Origin of the sequence: Achromobacter ruhlandii, assembly GCF_902859695.1 — a bacterium.
Classification (GTDB): Bacteria; Pseudomonadota; Gammaproteobacteria; order Burkholderiales; family Burkholderiaceae_B; genus Achromobacter; species Achromobacter ruhlandii.
The window spans coordinates 87,483-107,145 of sequence record NZ_CADIJL010000011.1; the positions used below are offsets into that span (position 1 = coordinate 87,483).

At 66.6% G+C, this 19,663-nt stretch carries 18 protein-coding genes and 1 tRNA gene; 11 read left to right on the forward strand and 8 right to left on the reverse strand.

Annotation, left to right across the window (positions count from 1 at the left end; all coding sequences use genetic code 11):
• Positions 1-393 precede the first annotated feature (393 nt).
• The 4 genes from HV742_RS15580 to HV742_RS15595 all read left to right on the forward strand — a co-directional run bounded on the left by HV742_RS15580 (position 394) and on the right by HV742_RS15595 (position 5,402).
• A complete protein-coding gene (locus HV742_RS15580) occupies positions 394-2,310 on the forward strand; it encodes a PrkA family serine protein kinase (RefSeq protein ID WP_372415586.1) in 1,917 nt (638 codons plus the stop codon).
• Between the two features lie 12 nt (positions 2,311-2,322).
• Entirely contained in the window at positions 2,323-3,582 is a 1,260-nt protein-coding gene (locus HV742_RS15585; RefSeq protein WP_054495498.1) for a YeaH/YhbH family protein, read from the forward strand.
• Positions 3,579-5,129, forward strand: a complete 1,551-nt coding sequence (locus HV742_RS15590) for a SpoVR family protein (protein ID WP_049071186.1) — start codon at positions 3,579-3,581, stop codon at positions 5,127-5,129. Before HV742_RS15585 ends, HV742_RS15590 begins: the two co-directional genes overlap by 4 nt.
• A 182-nt stretch (positions 5,130-5,311) precedes the next feature.
• Positions 5,312-5,402: transfer RNA gene (locus HV742_RS15595), tRNA-Ser, on the forward strand.
• Positions 5,403-5,563: 161 nt separating this feature from the next.
• Here the strand turns inward: HV742_RS15595 and HV742_RS15600 are convergent.
• Positions 5,564-6,421 carry a LysR substrate-binding domain-containing protein gene (locus HV742_RS15600; RefSeq protein ID WP_059269275.1) on the reverse strand — a complete coding sequence of 286 codons (858 nt, stop codon included), beginning with the start codon at positions 6,419-6,421 and terminating at the stop codon, positions 5,564-5,566.
• Positions 6,422-6,504: 83 nt separating this feature from the next.
• Here HV742_RS15600 and HV742_RS15605 point away from each other — a divergent pair, with 83 nt between their 5' ends.
• Complete coding sequence (locus HV742_RS15605) at positions 6,505-6,885, forward strand: tautomerase family protein (RefSeq protein ID WP_049071188.1); 381 nt, start codon at positions 6,505-6,507, stop codon at positions 6,883-6,885.
• A gap of 701 nt (positions 6,886-7,586) precedes the next feature.
• The gene (locus HV742_RS15610) at positions 7,587-8,054 is read left to right on the forward strand and encodes a putative nucleotide-diphospho-sugar transferase (RefSeq protein ID WP_254601143.1); all 468 of its coding nucleotides are present in this window, start codon (positions 7,587-7,589) and stop codon (positions 8,052-8,054) included.
• Between the two features lie 64 nt (positions 8,055-8,118).
• Here HV742_RS15610 and HV742_RS15615 read toward each other — a convergent pair whose 3' ends face one another.
• Positions 8,119-8,835 carry a GNAT family N-acetyltransferase gene (locus HV742_RS15615; protein ID WP_175145860.1) on the reverse strand — a complete coding sequence of 239 codons (717 nt, stop codon included), beginning with the start codon at positions 8,833-8,835 and terminating at the stop codon, positions 8,119-8,121.
• A gap of 131 nt (positions 8,836-8,966) precedes the next feature.
• On the opposite strand from HV742_RS15615, the gene HV742_RS15620 reads away from it, so the two are divergent.
• Positions 8,967-9,932 (forward strand): GlxA family transcriptional regulator, encoded by a 966-nt coding sequence (locus HV742_RS15620; RefSeq protein ID WP_049071190.1) that lies wholly within the window; start codon positions 8,967-8,969, stop codon positions 9,930-9,932.
• Between the two features lie 151 nt (positions 9,933-10,083).
• Positions 10,084-10,734, forward strand: a complete 651-nt coding sequence (locus HV742_RS15625) for a DsbA family oxidoreductase (protein WP_175145861.1) — start codon at positions 10,084-10,086, stop codon at positions 10,732-10,734.
• 22 nt (positions 10,735-10,756) lie between these two features.
• Here HV742_RS15625 and HV742_RS15630 read toward each other — a convergent pair whose 3' ends face one another.
• Together HV742_RS15630 and HV742_RS15635 are read right to left on the reverse strand one after the other, a co-directional pair.
• Positions 10,757-12,031 (reverse strand): hypothetical protein, encoded by a 1,275-nt coding sequence (locus HV742_RS15630; RefSeq protein WP_059269278.1) that lies wholly within the window; start codon positions 12,029-12,031, stop codon positions 10,757-10,759.
• 23 nt (positions 12,032-12,054) lie between these two features.
• Positions 12,055-13,047, reverse strand: a complete 993-nt coding sequence (locus HV742_RS15635; protein WP_054416286.1) for a Bug family tripartite tricarboxylate transporter substrate binding protein — start codon at positions 13,045-13,047, stop codon at positions 12,055-12,057.
• Positions 13,048-13,191: 144 nt separating this feature from the next.
• On the opposite strand from HV742_RS15635, the gene HV742_RS15640 reads away from it, so the two are divergent.
• Both HV742_RS15640 and HV742_RS15645 read left to right on the forward strand, forming a co-directional pair.
• The gene (locus HV742_RS15640) at positions 13,192-14,097 is read left to right on the forward strand and encodes a LysR substrate-binding domain-containing protein (RefSeq protein ID WP_175145862.1); all 906 of its coding nucleotides are present in this window, start codon (positions 13,192-13,194) and stop codon (positions 14,095-14,097) included.
• A gap of 158 nt (positions 14,098-14,255) precedes the next feature.
• Positions 14,256-15,734 carry a glutamate-cysteine ligase family protein gene (locus tag HV742_RS15645; RefSeq protein ID WP_175145863.1) on the forward strand — a complete coding sequence of 493 codons (1,479 nt, stop codon included), beginning with the start codon at positions 14,256-14,258 and terminating at the stop codon, positions 15,732-15,734.
• Positions 15,735-15,771: 37 nt separating this feature from the next.
• On the opposite strand, the gene HV742_RS15650 is transcribed toward HV742_RS15645, so the two are convergent.
• Entirely contained in the window at positions 15,772-17,565 is a 1,794-nt protein-coding gene (locus HV742_RS15650) for a patatin-like phospholipase family protein (RefSeq protein ID WP_157810460.1), read from the reverse strand.
• Positions 17,562-18,476: a hypothetical protein gene (locus HV742_RS15655; protein WP_175145864.1), complete on the reverse strand. Its 915-nt coding sequence runs from the start codon at positions 18,474-18,476 to the stop codon at positions 17,562-17,564. Before HV742_RS15655 ends, HV742_RS15650 begins: the two co-directional genes overlap by 4 nt.
• 162 nt (positions 18,477-18,638) lie before the next feature.
• Between HV742_RS15655 and HV742_RS15660 the strand changes: the two genes are divergently transcribed.
• On the forward strand, positions 18,639-19,082 hold the full coding sequence (locus HV742_RS15660) for a CesT family type III secretion system chaperone (RefSeq protein WP_235432734.1): 444 nt from the start codon (positions 18,639-18,641) through the stop codon (positions 19,080-19,082).
• A gap of 27 nt (positions 19,083-19,109) precedes the next feature.
• Here HV742_RS15660 and HV742_RS15665 read toward each other — a convergent pair whose 3' ends face one another.
• Together HV742_RS15665 and HV742_RS15670 are read right to left on the reverse strand one after the other, a co-directional pair.
• Positions 19,110-19,376, reverse strand: a complete 267-nt coding sequence (locus HV742_RS15665; protein ID WP_025137564.1) for an EscF/YscF/HrpA family type III secretion system needle major subunit — start codon at positions 19,374-19,376, stop codon at positions 19,110-19,112.
• 10 nt (positions 19,377-19,386) lie between these two features.
• Positions 19,387-19,659, reverse strand: coding sequence for an EscE/YscE/SsaE family type III secretion system needle protein co-chaperone (locus HV742_RS15670; protein WP_049071203.1), 273 nt, complete (start codon positions 19,657-19,659; stop codon positions 19,387-19,389).
• Positions 19,660-19,663: the final 4 nt, after the last annotated feature.

A 19,663-nucleotide genomic window follows, 5' to 3' on the forward strand; every position in this document is an offset into this window, starting at 1 on the left:
AGACCGTTCGCTGCCATCGCATAGCGAACGCACCGGACTTGCGTCCGGATCATAAGAATCCACCGGGATATCGCTCATCCCTTCAAATCATTGCTGACCATTTCATGCATGGACGCATCCCGTGCGCGTTCTACAGCAATATGCTGAAGGCGAACGAGTGAACTTATTCACGTTGGTTGCAATCCCTGACGGAACTTGTGTCCGAAGGGCGCAGCCTAAACGGAAAGGGCCCGATCGTGCTCATGGTTGATGTGTGGCGAAAGCAACATACGACCGTGCCGAAATTGCTAATAGCGAGATTGACTAGTCACGCTGAAGCACTGAGGCACACAATGGGGACACGTAGGGACGTCATGGCTTTTTCGCGTGTTGTAGGAGGTTTCCGTGCAAAACATCGTCGAAGGCTTCAAGTCGCAGTATGCAAGAGAACAGGAGTCAGAGCTCTCTCTCGAGGAGTATCTGGATCTCGCCCGACGCGACCCGATGGCATACGCCAGCCCCGCTGAGCGCATGCTGGCGGCGATTGGCGAACCTGAAATCGTGGATACGCGCAACGACCCACGTCTTTCCCGTTTGTTTTCCAACCGGACCATCCGGCGCTATCCAGCGTTCCAGGAGTTCTACGGCATGGAGGACGTCATCGGGCAGATCGTGGCGTTCTTCAAGCACGCCGCGCAGGGACTGGAAGAGCGCAAGCAAATCCTCTATCTGCTGGGGCCCGTCGGCGGCGGCAAGTCGTCCATCGCCGAGCGCCTCAAGGTGCTGATGGAGCGCTTCCCCATCTACGCGCTCAAGGGCTCGCCGGTGAACGAATCGCCGCTGGGCCTGTTCCATCCGGAACGCTTCGGCGACACGCTCGAAAAGGAATACGGCATTCCGCGCCGCTACCTCACGGGCATCATGTCGCCGTGGGCGGTCAAGCGCCTGAAGGAGTTCGACGGCGACATCTCGCAGTTCCGCGTGGTGCGCCTGAACCCGTCGGTGCTGCGCCAGGTGGCGATCGCCAAGACCGAACCTGGCGACGAGAACAACCAGGACATCTCGTCGCTGGTCGGCAAGGTCGACATCCGCAAGCTCGATCGCCATTCGCAGGATGACCCGGACGCCTACAGCTATTCCGGCGGCCTGTGCCTGGCCAACCAGGGCCTGCTCGAGTTCGTGGAAATGTTCAAGGCGCCGATCAAGATGCTGCATCCGCTCTTGACGGCGACGCAGGAAGGCAACTTCAAGGGCACCGAGGGTTTCTCGGCGATCCCGTTCAACGGTTGCATCCTGGCGCACTCGAACGAATCGGAATGGCAGACCTTCCGCAACAACAAGCACAACGAGGCTTTCCTCGACCGTATCTATATCGTCAAGGTGCCTTACTGCCTGCAGGTGTCGGAAGAAGTCCGCATCTACGAGAAGCTGCTGCATCACAGCTCGCTGTCGACGGCGCCGTGCGCGCCGGGGACGCTGGACATGATGGCGCAGTTCTCGGTGCTGACCCGGCTGAAGGAGCCGGAGAATTCCAGCATCTACTCGAAGCTGCGCGTCTACGACGGTGAAAGCCTGAAGGACGTCGATCCGAAGGCCAAGGCGTTGCAGGAGTACAAGGACTACGCCGGCACCGACGAGGGCATGAACGGGGTCTCGACACGCTTCGCGTACAAGATCCTGTCCAGCGTCTTCAACTACGACCAGACCGAGGTGGCGGCCAATCCGGTGCACCTGATGTATGTGCTCGAGCAGCGCATCGGGCGCGAGGACTATCCGGAGGAAATCCGCCGGCGCTACCTGGAGTTCATCAAGGGCTTCCTGGCGCCGCGCTACGCCGAATTCATCGGCAAGGAGATCCAGACCGCGTATCTGGAATCGTATTCGGAGTATGGCCAGAACATTTTCGACCGCTACGTCACGTTCGCCGATTGCTGGATCCAGGACGAGGAATTCCGCGACCCGGAAACCGGCGAGAGCTTCGACCGCAGCGCCCTGAACGACGAACTGGAGAAGATCGAGAAGCCGGCCGGTATCGCCAATCCGAAGGACTTCCGCAACGAGATCGTGAACTTCGTGCTGCGGGCGCGCGCCAACAACAACGGCCGCAACCCGACCTGGACCAGCTATGAAAAGCTGCGCGAAGTGATCGAGAAGAAGATGTTCTCGAACACGGAAGACCTGCTGCCGGTGATCTCGTTCAACGCCAAGGCGTCGGCCGAGGACAAGTCCAAGCACCAGAGCTTCGTCGACCGGATGGTGGAGAAGGGCTACACGGAAAAGCAGGTCAGGCTGCTGTGCGAGTGGTATCTCCGTGTGAGGAAGTCTTCCTGAGCGAGGTGAATCATGAATTCACTGATCGATCGCCGTCTTAACGGGCGCAACAAGAGCGCCGTTAACCGGGAGCGCTTTCTGCGGCGTTACAAGGACCAGATCCGCAAGGCGGTCCACGGGATGATCCGCGACCGCTCGATCCAGGACATGGATCAGGGCGGCGAGATCAACCTGCCCGCCCGCGATATTTCCGAGCCGACCTTCCGGCACGGCGCGGGCGGCGACCGGGAAATGGTGCATCCGGGCAATCGCGAGTTCGCCAAGGGCGACACGTTCGACCGGCCTCAGGGGGGAGAGGGCCAGGGCGGCTCCGAGCCCGGCGAGGGCGAGGCGGTCGATCAGTTCACCTTCAGCCTGTCGCGGGCCGAATTCCTCAACCTGTTCTTCGAAGACCTGGAACTGCCTCACCTGGCGCGCACCCAGCTGGGCGAGGTCAGCCAGAAGAAATGGCAACGCGCCGGCTATACCACTACCGGCTCGCCCAGCATGCTCAGCATCAGCCGCACGCTGAAGTCGTCGCTGGCGCGGCGGGTGGCGCTGAGCGTGAAGGCGCGCGCCGACCTGGAAGACGCGGAAGAACGCCTGGCGAAGGCCAAGGCGGCGGGCGCGCCCGCCGACCAGATCAAGGCCCTGGAGCAGGATGTCGAGGACTGCCGCGAGCGCCTGGCGCGCGTGCCGTTCCTGGACGACCTGGACCTGCGCTACCGCAACCGCGTGTCGGTCGCGATCCCGATGGCGCGCGCGGTCATGTTCTGCCTGATGGACGTGTCCGGCTCGATGGACGAGGGCAAGAAGGACCTGGCCAAGCGCTTCTTCACGCTGCTGTACCTGTTCCTGTCGCGCAAGTACGAGCACGTCGACCTGGTCTTCATCCGCCATACCGACAATGCCGAGGAAGTGGACGAGCAGACCTTCTTCTACGATCCCAAGAGCGGCGGCACCATCGTGCTGTCGGCGCTGGAGCTGATGCGCGAGATCGTCGAGAAGCGCTATCCGCCCACGGCCTGGAACGTGTATGCCGCGCAGGCCAGCGACGGCGACTCGTTCGGCGCCGACGCGGGCAAGAGCGCGCGCTTTTTGGCCGAGCACCTGCTGCCGGCCACGCGCTACTTCGCCTATATCGAGGTGCCCGACTCGCAGGAGGCGCGCAAGAGCAGCCTGTGGGCGGAATATGAACAGAAGCTGGCGCCGCATTTCGTGATGCGGCGGATTTGCGATCGCGGGGAAATCTATCCCGTGTTCCATGACCTGTTCAAGAAGGAAACCGCATGAATGCCATCCTGGGCGCACTGGTGGAGCCGGAATCGGCCGACAGCCCCCGGCCGTTGTCGCAAGGTTCCGAATGGACGTTCGAACTGATCCAGTCCTATGACGACGCGATCTCGCAGGTCGCGCGCGAGTACGGGCTGGACACCTATCCGAACCAGATCGAGGTCATCACCTCGGAGCAGATGCTGGACGCGTACGCGTCGGCGGGCCTGCCCATCGGCTATCCGCACTGGTCGTACGGCAAGGAGTTCATCCGCAACGAGCAGTACTACCGGCGCGGCATGCAGGGCCTGGCCTACGAGATCGTGATCAACTCCAACCCCTGCATCGCGTATCTCATGGAAGAGAACTCCATGACGATGCAGGCGCTGGTGATCGCGCACGCCTGCTACGGCCATAACTCGTTCTTCAAGGGCAACTACCTGTTCCGCCAGTGGACCGACGCCGACGGCGTGCTGGACTACCTGGTGTTCGCCCGCAAGTACGTGATGGACTGCGAGGACCGCTACGGCATCGACGCGGTGGAGGCGCTGCTGGATTCCTGTCACGCGCTGTCGCACCATGGCGTGGACCGCTACAAGCGGCCGACGCCGATCTCGTACAAGGAAGAGGCCGCGCGCCAGGCCGAGCGCCAGGAGCACGCGCGGCTGCAATACAACGACCTGTGGCGCACGCTGCCGCGGCTGGAGGCTGACAAGGACGAGCGGGTGGCCGCGTCGGTGTTCCCGCCCGAGCCGGAAGAGAACCTGCTGTATTTCATCGAGAAGTATTCGCCCAAGCTGGCGCCGTGGCAGAAGGAACTGGTGCGCATTGTGCGCAAGGTGGCCCAGTACTTCTATCCGCAGACCCAGACCAAGGTGATGAACGAAGGCTGGGCCACGTTCTGGCACTACACCATCCTGAACCGGCTGCACGAGAAGGGACTGGTCAACGACGGCTTCATGATGGAGTTCCTGCAGAGCCACACCAACGTGGTCAGCCAGCGCGGCTTCGACGAACGCGGCTACGGCGGCATCAACCCGTACGCGCTGGGCTTCGCGATGATGTCGGATATCCGCCGCATCTGCGAAAAGCCCACCGACGAGGATCGCCGCTGGTTCCCGGACATCGCGGGAGGCGATTGGCTGAAGACGCTGGACTTCGCCATGCGCAACTTCAAGGACGAGTCCTTCATCTCGCAGTACCTGTCGCCGCGCCTGATCCGCGAGTTCCGCTTCTTCGCGATCTCGGACCACCAAGCCAATCCCAAGCTGGAGGTCGCCGCGATCCACGACGACGAGGGTTACCGCGACATCCGCCGCCTGCTGGCCGCGCAGCACAACCGCGACAATCTGGTGCCGGACATCCAGGTGGTCCGCTTCAACCGCGACACCGACCGTTCGCTGGTGCTGCGGCACCTGAAGAGCCGCGGCCGGCCGCTCGCGGCCGAGGACGCGGAGCAGGTGATGAAGCACCTAGCGCGGCTGTGGGGCTTCCGGGTGCGGCTGGAGGAGACCGAACCCGACGGCACCGTCAGTTCATACCGCGAGCAGGATCCGCCCAACGCTTGAGCGGCCAAGGGCTGCCCCGGGCAACTGCGTCCGGGGCGGTCGCCACCGGGTGCGCACGGGCGCCCGTGGCAAAAAGGGGACGCAATCGCGTCCCCTTTTTCTGGGGCCGCCGCGCCGCTGCAGCTTTCTTGCCGATCTGCTAGAATCGCGGATTCGCATTTTCAGCAATGCGTACCGGATCAGGACAGGTGGCCGAGTGGTTGAAGGCGCACGCCTGGAAAGCGTGTATACGTCAAAAGCGTATCGGGGGTTCGAATCCCCCTCTGTCCGCCAAGAATCTAGCAAGAGCCGTCCCGGCGCAGCCCGTTGGCGCTTTGCCCCGAAAACCCGCATGAACATTGGTTCTGCGGGTTTTTTGTTGTCCGGAGGATGGCCGACGGCGACGTTCTCCTTTGTCGGGGCCCCGGAGGGGGGCGTGGCATCGCTTGCAGATCCTAGCTTCGCGCCACGCCGCGAAAGGCTGCCGAGAGCGCGGCCAGCGCATCCCGCGCGCGGCTGTCGCGGACCCGGGTGTGCAGAAGGATGGGCAGCCGTGGCAGGTCCGGCAGCCCCAGCCTGGGGCCGACGTCGACCGCGCCGAACGGCACCATGCGCGGGGCGAGCGCGGCAACCCCCAGCCCGGCCATGACGGCGGCGGCGACCGTCATCACGCCGCCGCCGACGAAAACCTCGGTCCAGGGCATGCCGGCCTCGTCGAGCAGTTGTCCGGCCAGGGCGCGCACGCCGCAGGGTTCCGCCATCGTGGCCAGCGGCAGCGGCTCGCCCGCGCGATGCTGCCAACCCGGCATCGCGAACCAACCGAATTTTTCTTCGGCCAGGATTTCCCCATCGCCGCGCCCCGCCTGGAAGCGCACGATCACTGTATCGAGTTCGCGGCGGTCGAAACGTTGAAGCAGTTCCGCCGACGATCCGATCCGGATCTCGATCAGCAGGTGAGGATCCTGGGCATTCATGCGCGCGATCAGCGCGGGCAGTTCCGGACCCGCGACGTGGTCGCTGATGCCGATGGCAAGGCGCTGCCGCGTTCCTCCAACGACCGAGATCGCCCGGTCATGGGCTTCGATCAGCTTGCGCGCATGTTCAAGAAAGGTCGCGCCCTGGGCCGAAAGCTCCACGTAGCGCGGCGTTCGCTCGACCAGTCTGAAGCCCAGCCTTTCTTCCAGCCGTTTCAGCTTCAAGCTGACCGCGGCCTGCGTGGTCCGTGACGCTTCGGCGGCGCGGGTGAAGCTGCCCAGCTCGGCGATGCGGATGAAGGCTCTGACGGCTTCCAGGTCAAGGGCACGCTTTGTCATTTCAAAGTTTTATCGTTGAAATAAAAATGGATAAGTTATCAGAATAGATAATAGGCCACGGGACCACAAAGGAGGAATTTCCCATGCCATTCGCTCAAATCTCGTTGCGTTCCGGAAAGACGGAGGCCTACCGGCAGGCCATCTTCGACGGCGTTTACCGCGCGCTGCATGAAACGTTCGACGTGCCCGAAGATGACCAGTTCATGGTCATGACCGAGCACGAGGCGGCCAACTTCCGCTACGGCGCGACCTATTTTGATATCGCTCGCAGCGACGATCTCGTGTTCATCCAGATCACCGCGAACAATACGCGCACGCTGGAACAGAAGAAGGCGCTGTTCCGGCGGATTGCGCAGCTGCTCGGTGAAAATCCCGGCCTGCGGTCCGAGGACGTGTTCGTGAATCTCGTCGAGGTCTTGAAGGAAAACTGGTCGCTGGGAGGCGGCCTTGCGCAGTACGCCTGATCCGGCCGACGACAGGATTCTCGTGTAGGCGGCCAGGCCGGCCGCCGCGAGCAGGTTGGCCTTGGACGGGTCGCGCTTGCCGCGACCCGCGGCGCGAGCGGTATTCGAGAAAGCCGGTTGAAAGTTCTGTTGGGCCCTGGAAAGGCGCTTCAGAGGGAAGCCGCGCGAAGAATGTTTCAGCGTGACGATTTGGATTTCGACTGATTGCAATAGCATCGACGCTTATCGCGTCGATCCATAAACTCCGCCTGCGCTTCGACCCCGTGCCCGTCTCGCCCGCCCTCTGTGCGTCGCATGACGGCGGGAGGAGCGTTGTGCGAGCCTGCCGCCGCGCTGTCGCCATGACGTTGCCGGTACGCCCGCTTTACCTGATCTCGAAAAGCGTGGCGTATCATGTTCGGTTGGTTTCGACGCAAGTGGTTCGGCTGGTCCGCGGAGCAGACGCGGGTGGTTCCGAGCTTTCCGGGGCCCGACAAGGCGGCGCCGACCGGGCGGGGAGGCAGCGCGACGGGCATGGTGGTGGCATTCTTCACCCGCGACAGTATTTACGAGACGGAAAAGAACCGCCTGCTGCGCTCGGCGCAACGGCTGGGGCTTGCCGTCGATGCCGAACCGATCGAATCCACCGGGTCCTGGGTGCGCAACGCGTCCATGAAGCCGTCGGTGCTGGTCGCCATGCGCAGGAAACACACGGGCCGTTGTTGTATGTCGACGTGGACGCGGTGTCCCACCGCGATCCGTGGCCGACGCTGGCCGCGTTGGATTGCGACATCGCCGCCTACCATGAGCCCGAAGGCCATTTGCTGAGCGGCACGCTGTTCATCAACCATACGCCGGCCGCCGCCGAGCTGTTGCAGGCCTGGGCCCAGGCCTGCGCGGAGAATCCCGAGGAGTGGGATCAGCGGGTGCTGGAGCGCCTGCTTGCCAGCGATGCCGCATCGGCCGTGCCGCGCTATCGGCAGGCGCGTCTGCCCGTCGCCTACTGCTGGATCTTCGACAAGACTGACAACGCGCCGTGCGCCGAGGTGTTCATCGAGCACCTGCAGGCCAGCCGGGAAGCCACGCAGCGCAAGCGATTTTTCGGCAGGCCGGTGCGCGCGGTCAGGCGCCGCCGGGATAGGGTGCGCGCGATCGAGCGGATCCTGTTCGATCGGGACGCGGCGCGATAGCGGGCGCTGCCGCCCCGGCATGTCAGCGCCGCCAGGCGGCCGTTCGATCGACGGTCGGGCGACTTCAAAGACAGGCGGATTCGTGCGTGTCCAGCGTTGTAATGCGGTGGAGCTGAAAAGTCTGCCGCGTCCGGAAGCCCAGGCGCTGGTAGAGCGCGATGGCCGCCGCGTTGTTGTCGCGGACATGCAGGAACGGTGTGTCGCCGCGCAGACGGATATCGCGCCGTAGTCGATCCATCAGGCGGCCGGCAAGGCCCTGGCCGCGGCAACTGGCGTCCACGCACACCGCGCTGATCTCCACGTAGCCGTCCAGCCGCATGCGTTCACCGGCCATGGCGACCAGGCGGCCCCGGCGCCGCATGCCGACGTATTGGCCGGTCTCGATGGTGCGCGGACCGAACGGGCCCGGCCGCGTGGCGGCGGCCAGTGCCATCATGTCGGCGACGTCGCCCGCGCCCAGCGTCAGTAAATCCTGCTCGTCGTCGGCGGCGGGGGCGGGGCCGTGGTCGATCATCTGGAAGAAGGAGAACAGCGGCTCCGAACGCAGGCCGTCGAGCGGGGGCGGCAGATACAAGGCCTGCAGCATGGCGGGCGTGTCCGGAGCAATGAGTCGCCGCAGCGCGTCGAAGGCGTCACGCGTGGTGTTGCGCACGGCGGCGAAGGGCGCGACGTCGGGCATGTAACGCGCGGCCAGGCCATCGCCTTGGCGCAGGTGCGCCTGGGGGCCGACCAGGGCGAACCAGGCCGGATTGTCGAGCTGGGTCTGATCGGGGTGTTCCATGATGGGGGTCTCGTTTGTGGGACTCCGTGGGACCGGACGGATGCCGGGGCCGTTGAATCCGAGAGAATTCTAGACAGCGCGAGAGGCGCCGATCTATAGTCGTAAATGACAATATTCGGGTTATTTACGACATGCGCATCTGCCTGCTCGCGCTGGATGGGGTGTTCGACACCGGCCTGACGGCGCTGCTGGACACCTTCGACACCGCCAACGAACTGGCATCCATGCAGTCGGATGCGCCGGCGCCGTTCGAGGTGACCGTGGCAGGCGTGGGCCGGCGCATCCGCACCGCGCTGGGACTGTCCATGGCGGTGCGGCCGGCCGGCGAGGTGGCGCGGCCGGATTGGGTCGTGGTGCCAGCGCTGAACGCCAAGACGCCGCCCAAGCTGCTGGCCGCGCTGGCGCGGCCCGACGTGGTGCGCGCCAAGGCGCAGTTGCGCGCTTGGCGCGGGCAGGGCATCGGGGTGGCGGCGGCGTGCATTGGCACTTTCGTGGTGGCCGACAGCGGTCTTCTGGATGGACGCGAGGCCACCACCACCTGGTCGCTGGCGCCGCTTTTCCGCGAGCGCTACCCGACGGTGCGCCTGGATGACACGCGCATGATTGTTGCCGGTGACGGCTTGGTGACAGCGGGCGCGGCCATGGGGCACCTGGATCTGGCGCTGTGGTTGATGCGGCAGGCCAGCCCCGGGCTGGCGGAGGTGGTGGCGCGATTCCTGTTGATCGACAACCGTTCGTCGCAGGCGCAATACATCATCCCCGACTTCCTGGCGCATGCCGATCCGCTGGTGGCGCGCTTCGAGCGCTGGGCGCGCGAGAATCTGTCCAGGGGCTTCGCCTTGCAGGAGGCGGCCGCGGCGCTGCGCGTGCATGCCAGAACGCTGCAGCGGCGCACCGAGCTGGTCCTGGGCAAGTCGCCGCTGGCGTTTGTGCAGGACCTGCGGGTGCAGCGCGCGCGGCAGCTGGTGGCCAATGGTTGCGACCTGGACACCGTTGCGGCGCAGGTCGGCTATGCCGACACCTCGACGCTGCGCAGCCTGTTGCGCAGGAAGCTCGGGCGCGGGGTGCGGGAATTGCGGCGCGACGCCGGGGCCTGAGGCGGCCCGGCATGGGCTGCGCGCGTGACGCGCGGCGGGGCATGAGGATACGGCGCGAACATAGCGGCGCCCTGGCCCTGGCGCATCCAGGGTTTCTTGATCGACGCGCGCCGGTTTGGTCTACGCTTGAGGACTGTTCCCGGAGATTGCCATGTCCAAGATCACTATCGATTTCGTGTCCGATGTTGCCTGCCCGTGGTGCGCGGTCGGCCTGGGAGGCCTGCTGGCCGCCATTGAGCGTGTGCGGGATGAGGCCGAGGTCGAATTGCATTTCCGGCCGTTCGAACTCAACCCCGACATGCCCAAGGGCGGGCAGGACACCATCGAACGGCTCATGGCGAAGTACGGCTACAGCCGCGAACAGGTGCAGGCCAATCGCAAGGTCATCAGCGAACGCGCGGCGGCCGTCGGCATGCGCATGCGCATGGCCGATGACAACCGCTCGTTCAATACCTTCGATGCCCATCGCCTGCTGTACTGGGCGGGCCTGGAAGGGCAGGGCAGCCAGACGGCGCTGAAGAAGCGCCTGCTGGAGACCTATCACTACGACAACCAGGACACCAGCGACGTCGAGGTGCTGGTGCAGGCGGCGGCCGACGCCGGCCTGGACGCGGCCGAGGCGCGCGCGGTGCTGGCCTCGGGCCGCTACACCGAAGAGGTGCGCAAGGAAGAGGCCGAGTGGCGCGATCGCGGCATCACGTCGGTGCCGTCGGTGATCCTGAACGGCAAGTACCTGGTGTCCGGCGGACAGCCGCCGGACGTGTTCGAGCAGGCGCTGCGCCAGGTGGCGCGCGAAGGTTGAGGGGCCGGCGCCGCCGCCGGGTTCAAGTCCGCACGATCGGCGCGACGTCCAGCACGTACATCTGCCGCTCGCCTTCGTGCACCGAGTCGATGCAGACCTGGGTGCCATCACGGCTCCAGCGGGGATGCAGGTCGCAGCGGTTTTCCTTGGACAGCTTGGGGTCGGCGTAGAAGCTGCCGAGGTCATGGCGCTGCCCGGTTTCCATGTCGTACAGGAACAGGACGCGTTCGTGAGTGACGGGATCGGGGTAGGTGTCGCTCAGCAGCCAGCGAGTGTCCACGGGCGAGAAGGTCATGTGGCCGTTTTCGGTGAGGATGCCGTCGCCCACCACCTGCACCGGGCCGCCGTCGGCGTCTTCGTATAAGTGGTAGTGGATGCTGCCGGCGTGCGGGCCCCAGACGATGATCGAACGGTCGTCGCGCCACAGCGGATGCGAGATCTGGTATTCCGACTTCTCGTAGTCGAAGGTGCCGACCGCGGCCGGGTCGAAGTCGGCGGCCAGTTGCGGCAGGGGGTGGTCGGAACATTCCAGCAGGCGCATGTCGCTGCCGTCCGGGTTCATGGTGATGAGGCGGTGCAGGAAGCAGGTCTCGTCCTCGACCCGCTCGGTCCAGCGGTGCAGGAACAGGATGCGCGTGGACGAGGGGTTGACCTCGATGTGGCTGACCCAGTGGATGGCGCGTTCCATCGACGCGCGCGGATGGAAATTGCGCAGGTCGGCGTAGCTGACCAGCAGGCGGTGGTCGCCGCTGTCCAGGTCGAGCGCATGGATGCCGTCGTCGGCCGGGGCGTTGGCCACGGGGCCGGGCGCGTGCTCGCTGTAGCCGATGGTCTGGTGCGTGATGTAGAGCCTGCGGTAATCCACGCACAGCGCGTAGCGGCTGTTGGGCGCGGCGACATAGATGGGCAATGGCAGGTAGCGGGTTTCGCCGCTGGCGAGGTTGTGCACGGCCGAGCGAAAGCCGGGATAGAAGCCGCTGCCGTCATCGCGGCGGCAGTTGTAGATCAGCTGCGGTTCGGCCTTGCCGTCCAGCCATTGCAGCTGGCAGCCCATCTGCCAGTTCCATGCCGTGGTGGCGCCGACGGCGTGGTAGCGGCCGCCTTCATGCAGGTCGAAGTAGCCGACCTCGGCATGCAGGCCGGGCGTGAGCACCGCATCCTTGAAGGCGGTCCGATTGGCAAGCAGATAGCGGCCGCTCTGGTGCCAGACGGTCTTGTTGTAGTAGCCGAAGAAGTGGTGGCCCGGCGGGCCACCCAGGCGCCGGCAGGCGATGGCGGGCGTGGTCATGCGATTCATCAATGAAGGAAGGGGAAGGGCGTTCAGCCGGCGCTGATGTGTTCGGTTTCGATGACCTTGTTCCAGCGGGCGCGCTCGCGCTCGACGAAGGCGCGCGCCTCGGCCGGGCTGTTGCCCACCGGCGTCATGCCCAGGTGCTCGAGGCCGGCGCGGAATTCCGGATCGGCGTAGACGCGGCGCAGGTCGGCGCTGAGCTTGTCGATCAGCGCGTCGGGCACGTCCTTGCCGGCGGCCAGGGTGGTCCAGGAGGTCACGGTCAGGCCAGGCAGGCCGGCCTCGGCGGCGGTGGGCACGTCGGGCAGCGCGGCCGAGCGCGTGGCGCCGGTGATGGCCAGCGCCTTGAGCTTGCCGGTCTGGATGTAGCCGATGGTGGTGGGCACGTTTTCGAACAGCAGCTGGATCTGGCCGCCGATCAGGTCGTTGATGGCGGCCGAGCTGCCGCGATAGGGAATGTGCGCGATCGGGGCCTGCGCGGCCATTTTGTAGAGTTCGCCTACCATATGCACCGAGGAGCCGACGCCGGCCGAGCCGAAATGCAGGCTGTCGGGGCTGGCCTTGGCCTGGGCGGTGAGTTCGGCCAGGGTGTTGGCCTGGAGCGTCGGACTGGCCACGACCACGTGCGGCATCTCGGCGACGATGGTGATGACCTTGAGGGCGTCGGCAGGGCGGTAGTTCAGGTGCTTGTAGACGCCGTAGGTGGCATGCAGGCCGATGGAGCCGAGCAGCAGGGTGTAGCCGTCGGGGTCGGATTCGGCGACGAATTTGCCGCCGATGTGGCCGCCGGCGCCGGGCCGGTTCTCGACCACGACCGGCTGATTGTAGAGCTTGCCCAGGTACTTGGCCAGCAGCCGGCCCTGGATGTCGGAGCTGCCGCCGGCGGTGAACGGCACGATGATTCGTAACGGGCGGTCCGGATAATTGGACTGGGCCTGGGCGGCGAACGGCAGGGCCGCGCTCGCCAGGGTCAGGCAGAAGGCTTGCAGGACGCGGCGGCGCCAGGGACGGCTTGAACGCATGGTATTTCCCCTACAGCGGTTGGTTTTTCGGTGGGGTGCGGGAGCAAGAGCACCTGAGGAGCCACGAGTGTAGGAGTCGATAAGTATTTGAAAAAATTCTTTTTTCGGCATAGTCTATGCAAGTTTGCTATACCCTGTGACCCCATGAGCCGACCGCTGAATTTCCGTCAGATCGAAGCCTTCCACGCGGTAATGCTGGCCGGCACCACCACCGGCGCGGCGCAAATGCTGCGCACCACGCAACCCTCGATCAGCCGCCTGCTGGCGCAGGCGCAGCAGGCCAGCGGCCTCAAGCTGTTCGACATGGAGCGTGGCCGCCTGCGGCCGACGCGCGAGGCCAAGGACCTGTTCGATACGGTCAAACGCCACTTCGTCGGCCTGGAGCGCATCGAGGACCGCGTGGCCGCCATGCGCCGCAGCGGCAGCGGCGTGCTGCGGCTGGCCTGCACGCCGGCGCTGGGCCTGGGCATGTTGCCCGGCGCGGTCGAGGAATTCGCGCAGCGCTATCCCGATGTGCACATCAACATGCAGACGGTGGGCAGCCAGTACCTGCGCGAAGGCCTGCTGCATGGCACCTATGACGTGGTGGTGACGACGGTGCCGCTGGACGGCGCGCACCTGGCGCTGCAAACCCTGCACGAGAGCGCCGCGGTCTGCGTGATGCGGCCGGATCATCCGCTGGCCGCGCTGCCGGCCATCGGCATCGCGGACCTGAACGAGCGCCGGCTGCTGGTGCTGAACGCGGACGACGACGTGTACCTGCAGTTGCGCGGCGCGATGCTGGCGCACCAGGTGCAGCCGGTGTCCGAAATCGAGACCACTTATTCTTCGACGATCTGCGCGCTGGCCGCGGCCGGCACCGGGCTGGGCATCGTCAATCCCTACATTGCCGACGTGTTCGCGCAACAGCTGTCGATACGGCCGTTCACGCCCAAGCTGCCCGTGCGGGTCTGCATGGCGTATCCCGCGCAGACGGCGCCGTCGGTGGTGACCGAGGCCTTCGTTGGTATTCTGACGCGGCGCTTCCAGGACATGGCCGAGCCCGCCTGAGGCGATCGCGCCGGCCGCCGGGGAACGCCGGCGCCATCGGTGTTACTCAGCTTGCGGCGCGCCCCGCGCCAGAAGAACAAGGAGACAGTCTTGATGCACGCCGCCACCGCTTCCGTTCCGCCTGTGCGGACCCGTCCGCGCGCCGCCGGAGCGGCGCGATGACGGCGCGCGCGGGACGCACGCTGGGACTGGAGATGGAAATGGCGGTGGCGCGGCGCGATACCGGCGCCAGCCATCCGGTGGGCGGCTACTTTGAAGCCCTGGCCGCGATCAAGGCGGCGCGCGGCGAGGCGCCGGACCTGGCGCGCATCGACGGGCGCATTGTGGGTGTGTCGGTGGCGGCCGGCGAGAGCGGCCTGGACAATGGCTTCAATCTGCTCGAGACCGCGTTCGCCCCGGTGTCCGAAGACGAGGGCGGACTGGATGAACTGGCGCGGCGCGCCACGCGTGAATTGCACGACGCCTGCCGCGCGCTGGAAGCGGAAGGCGCGGTGCTGCTGAACGCGTCGGAACACCCGGATTGCACGCTGGACGCGTCGTGGTACGCGGCGGTGCACGTGCCGCGTCCGATCTACCGCGAGCTGGTGGGCCATCGCGAATGGCTGCATCGCGTGGGGATCGACGCCAAGGCCCAGAACAGTCCGTGCACGTCGGTGGACGTGACGCAGGCGGCGCGCGCGCTCAATGTGGTGCTGGCACTGGCGCCCGCCAGTATTGCGCTGTTTGCCAACAGTCCGCTGGAGAGCGGTCGCGTCACCGGCCTGAAGGAGAACCGGCTGACGGTGTGGGGCCGCATGTTCCGCCATTCGCGCTATGCCGGCGACCACCACCTGCAACGCCTGCCCGAGCGGCCGTTCGTGGATCTGGGCGATTACTTCCGCTGGATGTTCGCGCCCGGCACCGCCAGCCGCTGCCTGCCGCTGGCGACGGACGATGGCTATAAGTCGGCCACCGGGGTGTACCTGCGCGGATCGCCCTGCCTGTCGGCGTTCCTGGCGTCGGATGGATGGCCGGGCCGTCGTTCGGACACCGGCGAAAACCTTTGCATCGCGCCGCGGGGCGCGCACTTCGAGTACTCGCAGTTTGCGCACTTCCTCGATGCGCGCTGGCGCTACCGGCTGGCGACGCCGCCGTCGCTGGAGGCGTTGCGCGAGGCCTGGCGGCGGCCGGGCGGCATCGAGGAGCTGTATGCGCAGCTTGGCGCCGACGGCTATATCGAAGGCCGTGCGCCCGGGGCCGGTTTTGCCGACGCGCAACTGCTGCGGGAGGCGGGGCGCGAGATCGCGGCCACGCTGGTGATGGCGCCGTCGGCGCTGCAATTGGGCCTGATGCGCAATCTGTCGCAAGCCGAAGACCTGCTGCGCGCATGGGGCTGGCTGCGACTGCGGGCCATGCGCGCCGACGCCATGCGCAACGCGCTGCACGATCCCGCGATGCACGCGCTGGCCGGCGAGGTGCTGGCAGTGGCCGAAGGCGGGCTGGCGCCGGGAGAGCGCCATTGGCTCGGCTACGCGCGCTACGCGCTGGCCGCGCGCAGCAGCGGCGCGGACCGCCTGCTGCGCCTGTGGCACGAACTGGACGGCGATCCGAGGCGCCTGGCCAAGGTGTGCGAGGCCCGGGCGGTGGTGCCGCTCTGAATCGCGCGGCCGGTCCCGGGAGGGGGCCGGCCGTCGCTCAGGCCAGTTGCGGCATCAGTCCCGGTCCGGGCGCGACGTTGCCGTCCACCAGCGCCAGTAGCTGGCGTTGCGGGCCATCCAGCGCGGCATGAGCGCGCAGCGCCTGCTTTTCGCCGTCGGTCAGCAAGCCCGCCAGGTCGGCCAGGTTGTCGCATTCCATCGAATAGGCCTGATTGATGCGCACCGCGATCTGCTCCAGCGACTTCCAAGCCGACAGCATGTGCGCCTGGTGCTGGACTTCGTCGCTGATGCCCGAGGTCAGCGTGCTGATGCCGCCGTGGAACACCGGCAAGGCGTTCGGGCCGGCCGCGTGGAGCTTGACCTTGTCGGCGAAGTCGGCGCCGGCCTGATCGGGATGGCTGGTGATCAGGTTGACGAAGAACGACTTGATCTTGCCCAGCACGCCCGGCGTCGGGGCCTGAGGCGGGCCGCCATGCATGATCTGGTAAGCCTTGCCGTTTTCGTCGAAGGTCAGCAGTAGGGTGCGGGCCTGCGTCTGGCCGAGCGCGTCGCCCGTCAATGCGGTGGGCACGCCTTGCGCGTCCTTCGGGTGGGTGAAGACCTCGGACGGCATGTTGCTGCCGATGCCGCCGTCGGCGTAGACCTTCTTGCCGCCGTCGGCCGTCTCCACCGACACCGCCTTGAACGCGATCGGGAACGACATCGACATGCGCGCGGCATAGGCGATGGGCATGTCCGGCGCGCTGTCGGCGTCGAAGTATTCCTCGACCTGGTCGGTCTTGTTCCAGCCGGTGAGCGTCAGCTGCTTGAACTTGTCGGGCGCCAGCGTGTTCAGCAGCTTCAGGTCGCCGAACGTGATCATGCTGTCCTTGTGTTCCTTGTCGAAATCCGGCAACTGCTGCAATCGGCTCAGGCGTTCGAGTTGGCGGTCGCTCAGCTGGCCCTGGCCGGCGAGCGCGACCAGCTTGTCCTGGAACGCATGCGTGTTCCAGTGCGTCGTGAGGTAGTCGTGCACGCTGCGCGCGGTGGTCTGGTCGACCACCTTCAAGGAAGCGACGGCGGGCGCCAGGCCGCCTTCCATTTTCAGGTCGGGATAGATGCGCGCCAGGTCGCCGCCGCCCTTGAGCGCATCGAGCATGCCCGGGCGGAACAACGCGTCGGCCGGCCCCTGCTCGAATTGCGCGGCGCTCAGGCCCGCCGCCAGGCAGGTGGCGGTGAGGGCGCCGGCGGACGAGCCCGACAGGTGCTTGAGTCCGGCCAGCATGCCGCTCTTTTCCATCTGGTCCAGGTGGGCGCTGTAACCAATGCCCTTGGCGCCGCCGCCGCGCAGCGCCATGTTTTCGAGCTGCGGCGCAGGGCGGATGACGATGTACTTGTCGCCACGCGGAATGATCTGCGGCCGGATGTCGGCCTGTGGCTGGTTGGCCATCAGCTCGGATCGCGCCGCGTCCACTTTCAACCGGTCCAGGGCCATGGAGGCGGCCTTGCCGGCCGACTTCATGGCGCTGGCGAAGTCCTTGCCATCGACCGAGCCGTCCTGCTTGCGCGGCAGCGCGTCGAAGGCGCGCTGGACGATGGCGTCGAAACGCGCCTGCACATCGCCGGCGAAGTTCTCGATGCCCTTGGGGCCCATCATGTCAGCGAGCGCGCTGGTCTCGCGCATGAAGTACTGTTCGAACGAACGCTTGGCCGCGTCAACGTGGGCGGCGTCGCGGTCGGGCGTGACGAATAGGCCTTTGAGCTGGCCGAGCAGCGAGGTGGGCGTCTGCGCTGGCGGTTGCCAGACGGAGGCGGCGGCGCTGTTCTGGATGGCGCTGGAGATGCCGTTCATACCAGCGCTCCCGGCGCGGCGGCGCTCGTGGCGCCAGCCGACATGCCAAAGGAAATCTGCGCGCCTTCGAGCGCCAGGTCGCGCACCAGCGCGCGCGTGTCCCGCGCCTGCGCCAGCTGGTATTGCAGCCAGCGCGGCCAGGTGTCGTCGTCCAGCCTGTCGAGCGCGATGCGGCCGGTGCCAGTCACGAACTGGCGGCTGTCCAGACCCACCACATAGGCGTGGCCGCGCAGCGCGTTCTGGTTGACCAGCAGCGCGCTCTTGATGACGGCGCGGCGCAGGCTGCCATGCAGCACGGCGGCGTCGTGCAGGAAGAAATCGGTCAGCAGCCGGCGGTTGTCGGGATGCAGCGTGACGCGGCCGGGCAGGTCGTCGAACAGCAGGTCGAACTGCCGCGCGCCGGCGGGCAGCGCATCTCGTCCGCAGGCCCGCGCCAGCCGCGCCAGGTCGCGTTCGGCCTGCCGCGCATCGCCTTGCGGACCGCGCGGCAGCGGCGCGGGCGGCGCGTCGTCGGGGGCGGGGCCGGCCAGGCGGTCGAGTTCGCGCAACAGGGCCTCGGCGATGTCGTGCAGCGCCTGCGCGTCGCAGGCCGCGTACAGCGGCAGGCTGAGGCTCGGACCCAGCTCGGGCGAGATGCCGCCGATCAGGCCGGCGCCCAGGCGCGTATCGAAGCTGCGGCGCAACAACGCTTCGCCCTGCGGGTCGTCGAAGCCGGGCGCGTCGTTGAAGGCGTGGCGCCAGGCGGTCAGCACCACGCTGCCGTCGTGCGCGTTGCGCGCCATGCCCAGTTGATGATGGTCGTCCAGCGGGACGGCCCATTGCGCGGGCTGTTCGGTGTCGCTGGCCTGGAAATGCGCCTGTGCGTATTCGGCGGCGGCCCGCGCGATGTCGGTGAGGGAGTTGTGCGCCATGGATAACTCGCGGAGTGGAAATCACCCCATAAGTAACGGCAGCATGCCTTCCGGTTCCGTGGGACTTGGGATTCGCGCGGCGCGAGTGCCATAATGTCGCCTCGTCCATCTCGCGCTCCGGCGCGGCCGCGCCAGTCCGCGCCCGCCTCGCCACTCGTCACCGTGTCAGACCCTCATTTCGCCCAGGTGCTTTCCGAACTCGGCCAGGCGCTGGGCATTCCCGCGCTGGCGCCCGCCGACGGCGGCCTGTGCCAGCTGGCCTTCGATGGCCGCCACCTGGTGCAACTGATGGCGCACGGCGCGCGCGGCCAGATCCTGCTGTCGTGCGCGGTGGGCGGGGGCAAGATGGATGGCGCGCTGGCCCTGCTGGCCGCGCAGGGCAATTTCCTGCAGGCGGGCGGCGGCGTGGTGGCGTGCGCGGCCCCCGACGGCCGCATGCATCTGCAGCTGGGCGTGGCGCGCGAACAATGCGGCGCGGACGCGCTGCTGGCCGCGATCGACGCGTTGCTCAACCAGGTCGAGGCCTGGGAAAAACGCGCCGCGCGCGCGGAACCGGGCGCGGATGCGCCGTGGCGCAATCCCGCCTTCATGATGCAGTCGGTCTGAACCCGCGCGGACGAAGCCGGGCAGGGCTTAGCTGGCCTTCTGGATCACGCCCTTGAGCGAGTCCGCGATCTGCTTGGTGATAGTGCTCTGGATTTCGATCAGCATGGTCCATTGCTGCACCTGCTGCTGCATCTTCAGCATGTCGGCCTGCGATACGCTGCCGTCGGCGTTGGTGCGCATGTTCGACAGCGTTGTCTGCAGATTGCTTTCCTGCGAGCGGATGCTGTCGTAGATGGTGTTGTTCACGCTGTTGAAATTCAGGCCGGACGAGCCGGTCAATCCGTTCAGGGCCATGGTGCGTCTCCTAGCGGTTCAGGGGAGAAAAGGGCATGCGCGGCGCGGGGGCGCCGGTATCGGAATCGAGGGCGAGCCCGGCCAGCACTTCGCGCGCGGCGGCGGCGGCCTGCGCCACCGCCTGGCATTGCTGGAACGCGACGGGCACCAGGCCGGAGTCCAGGCGCTGGCGGGCCTGCTGCTCGAGCGTGGCAAGGCGTTGCGCCAGCGCGGCGCGCAGCGTGGCGCCGTCGGGGCCGGCGAGGCGTTGTTCCAGTTCAGTGAGGGCGGTCGGGTCGTTCATGTGT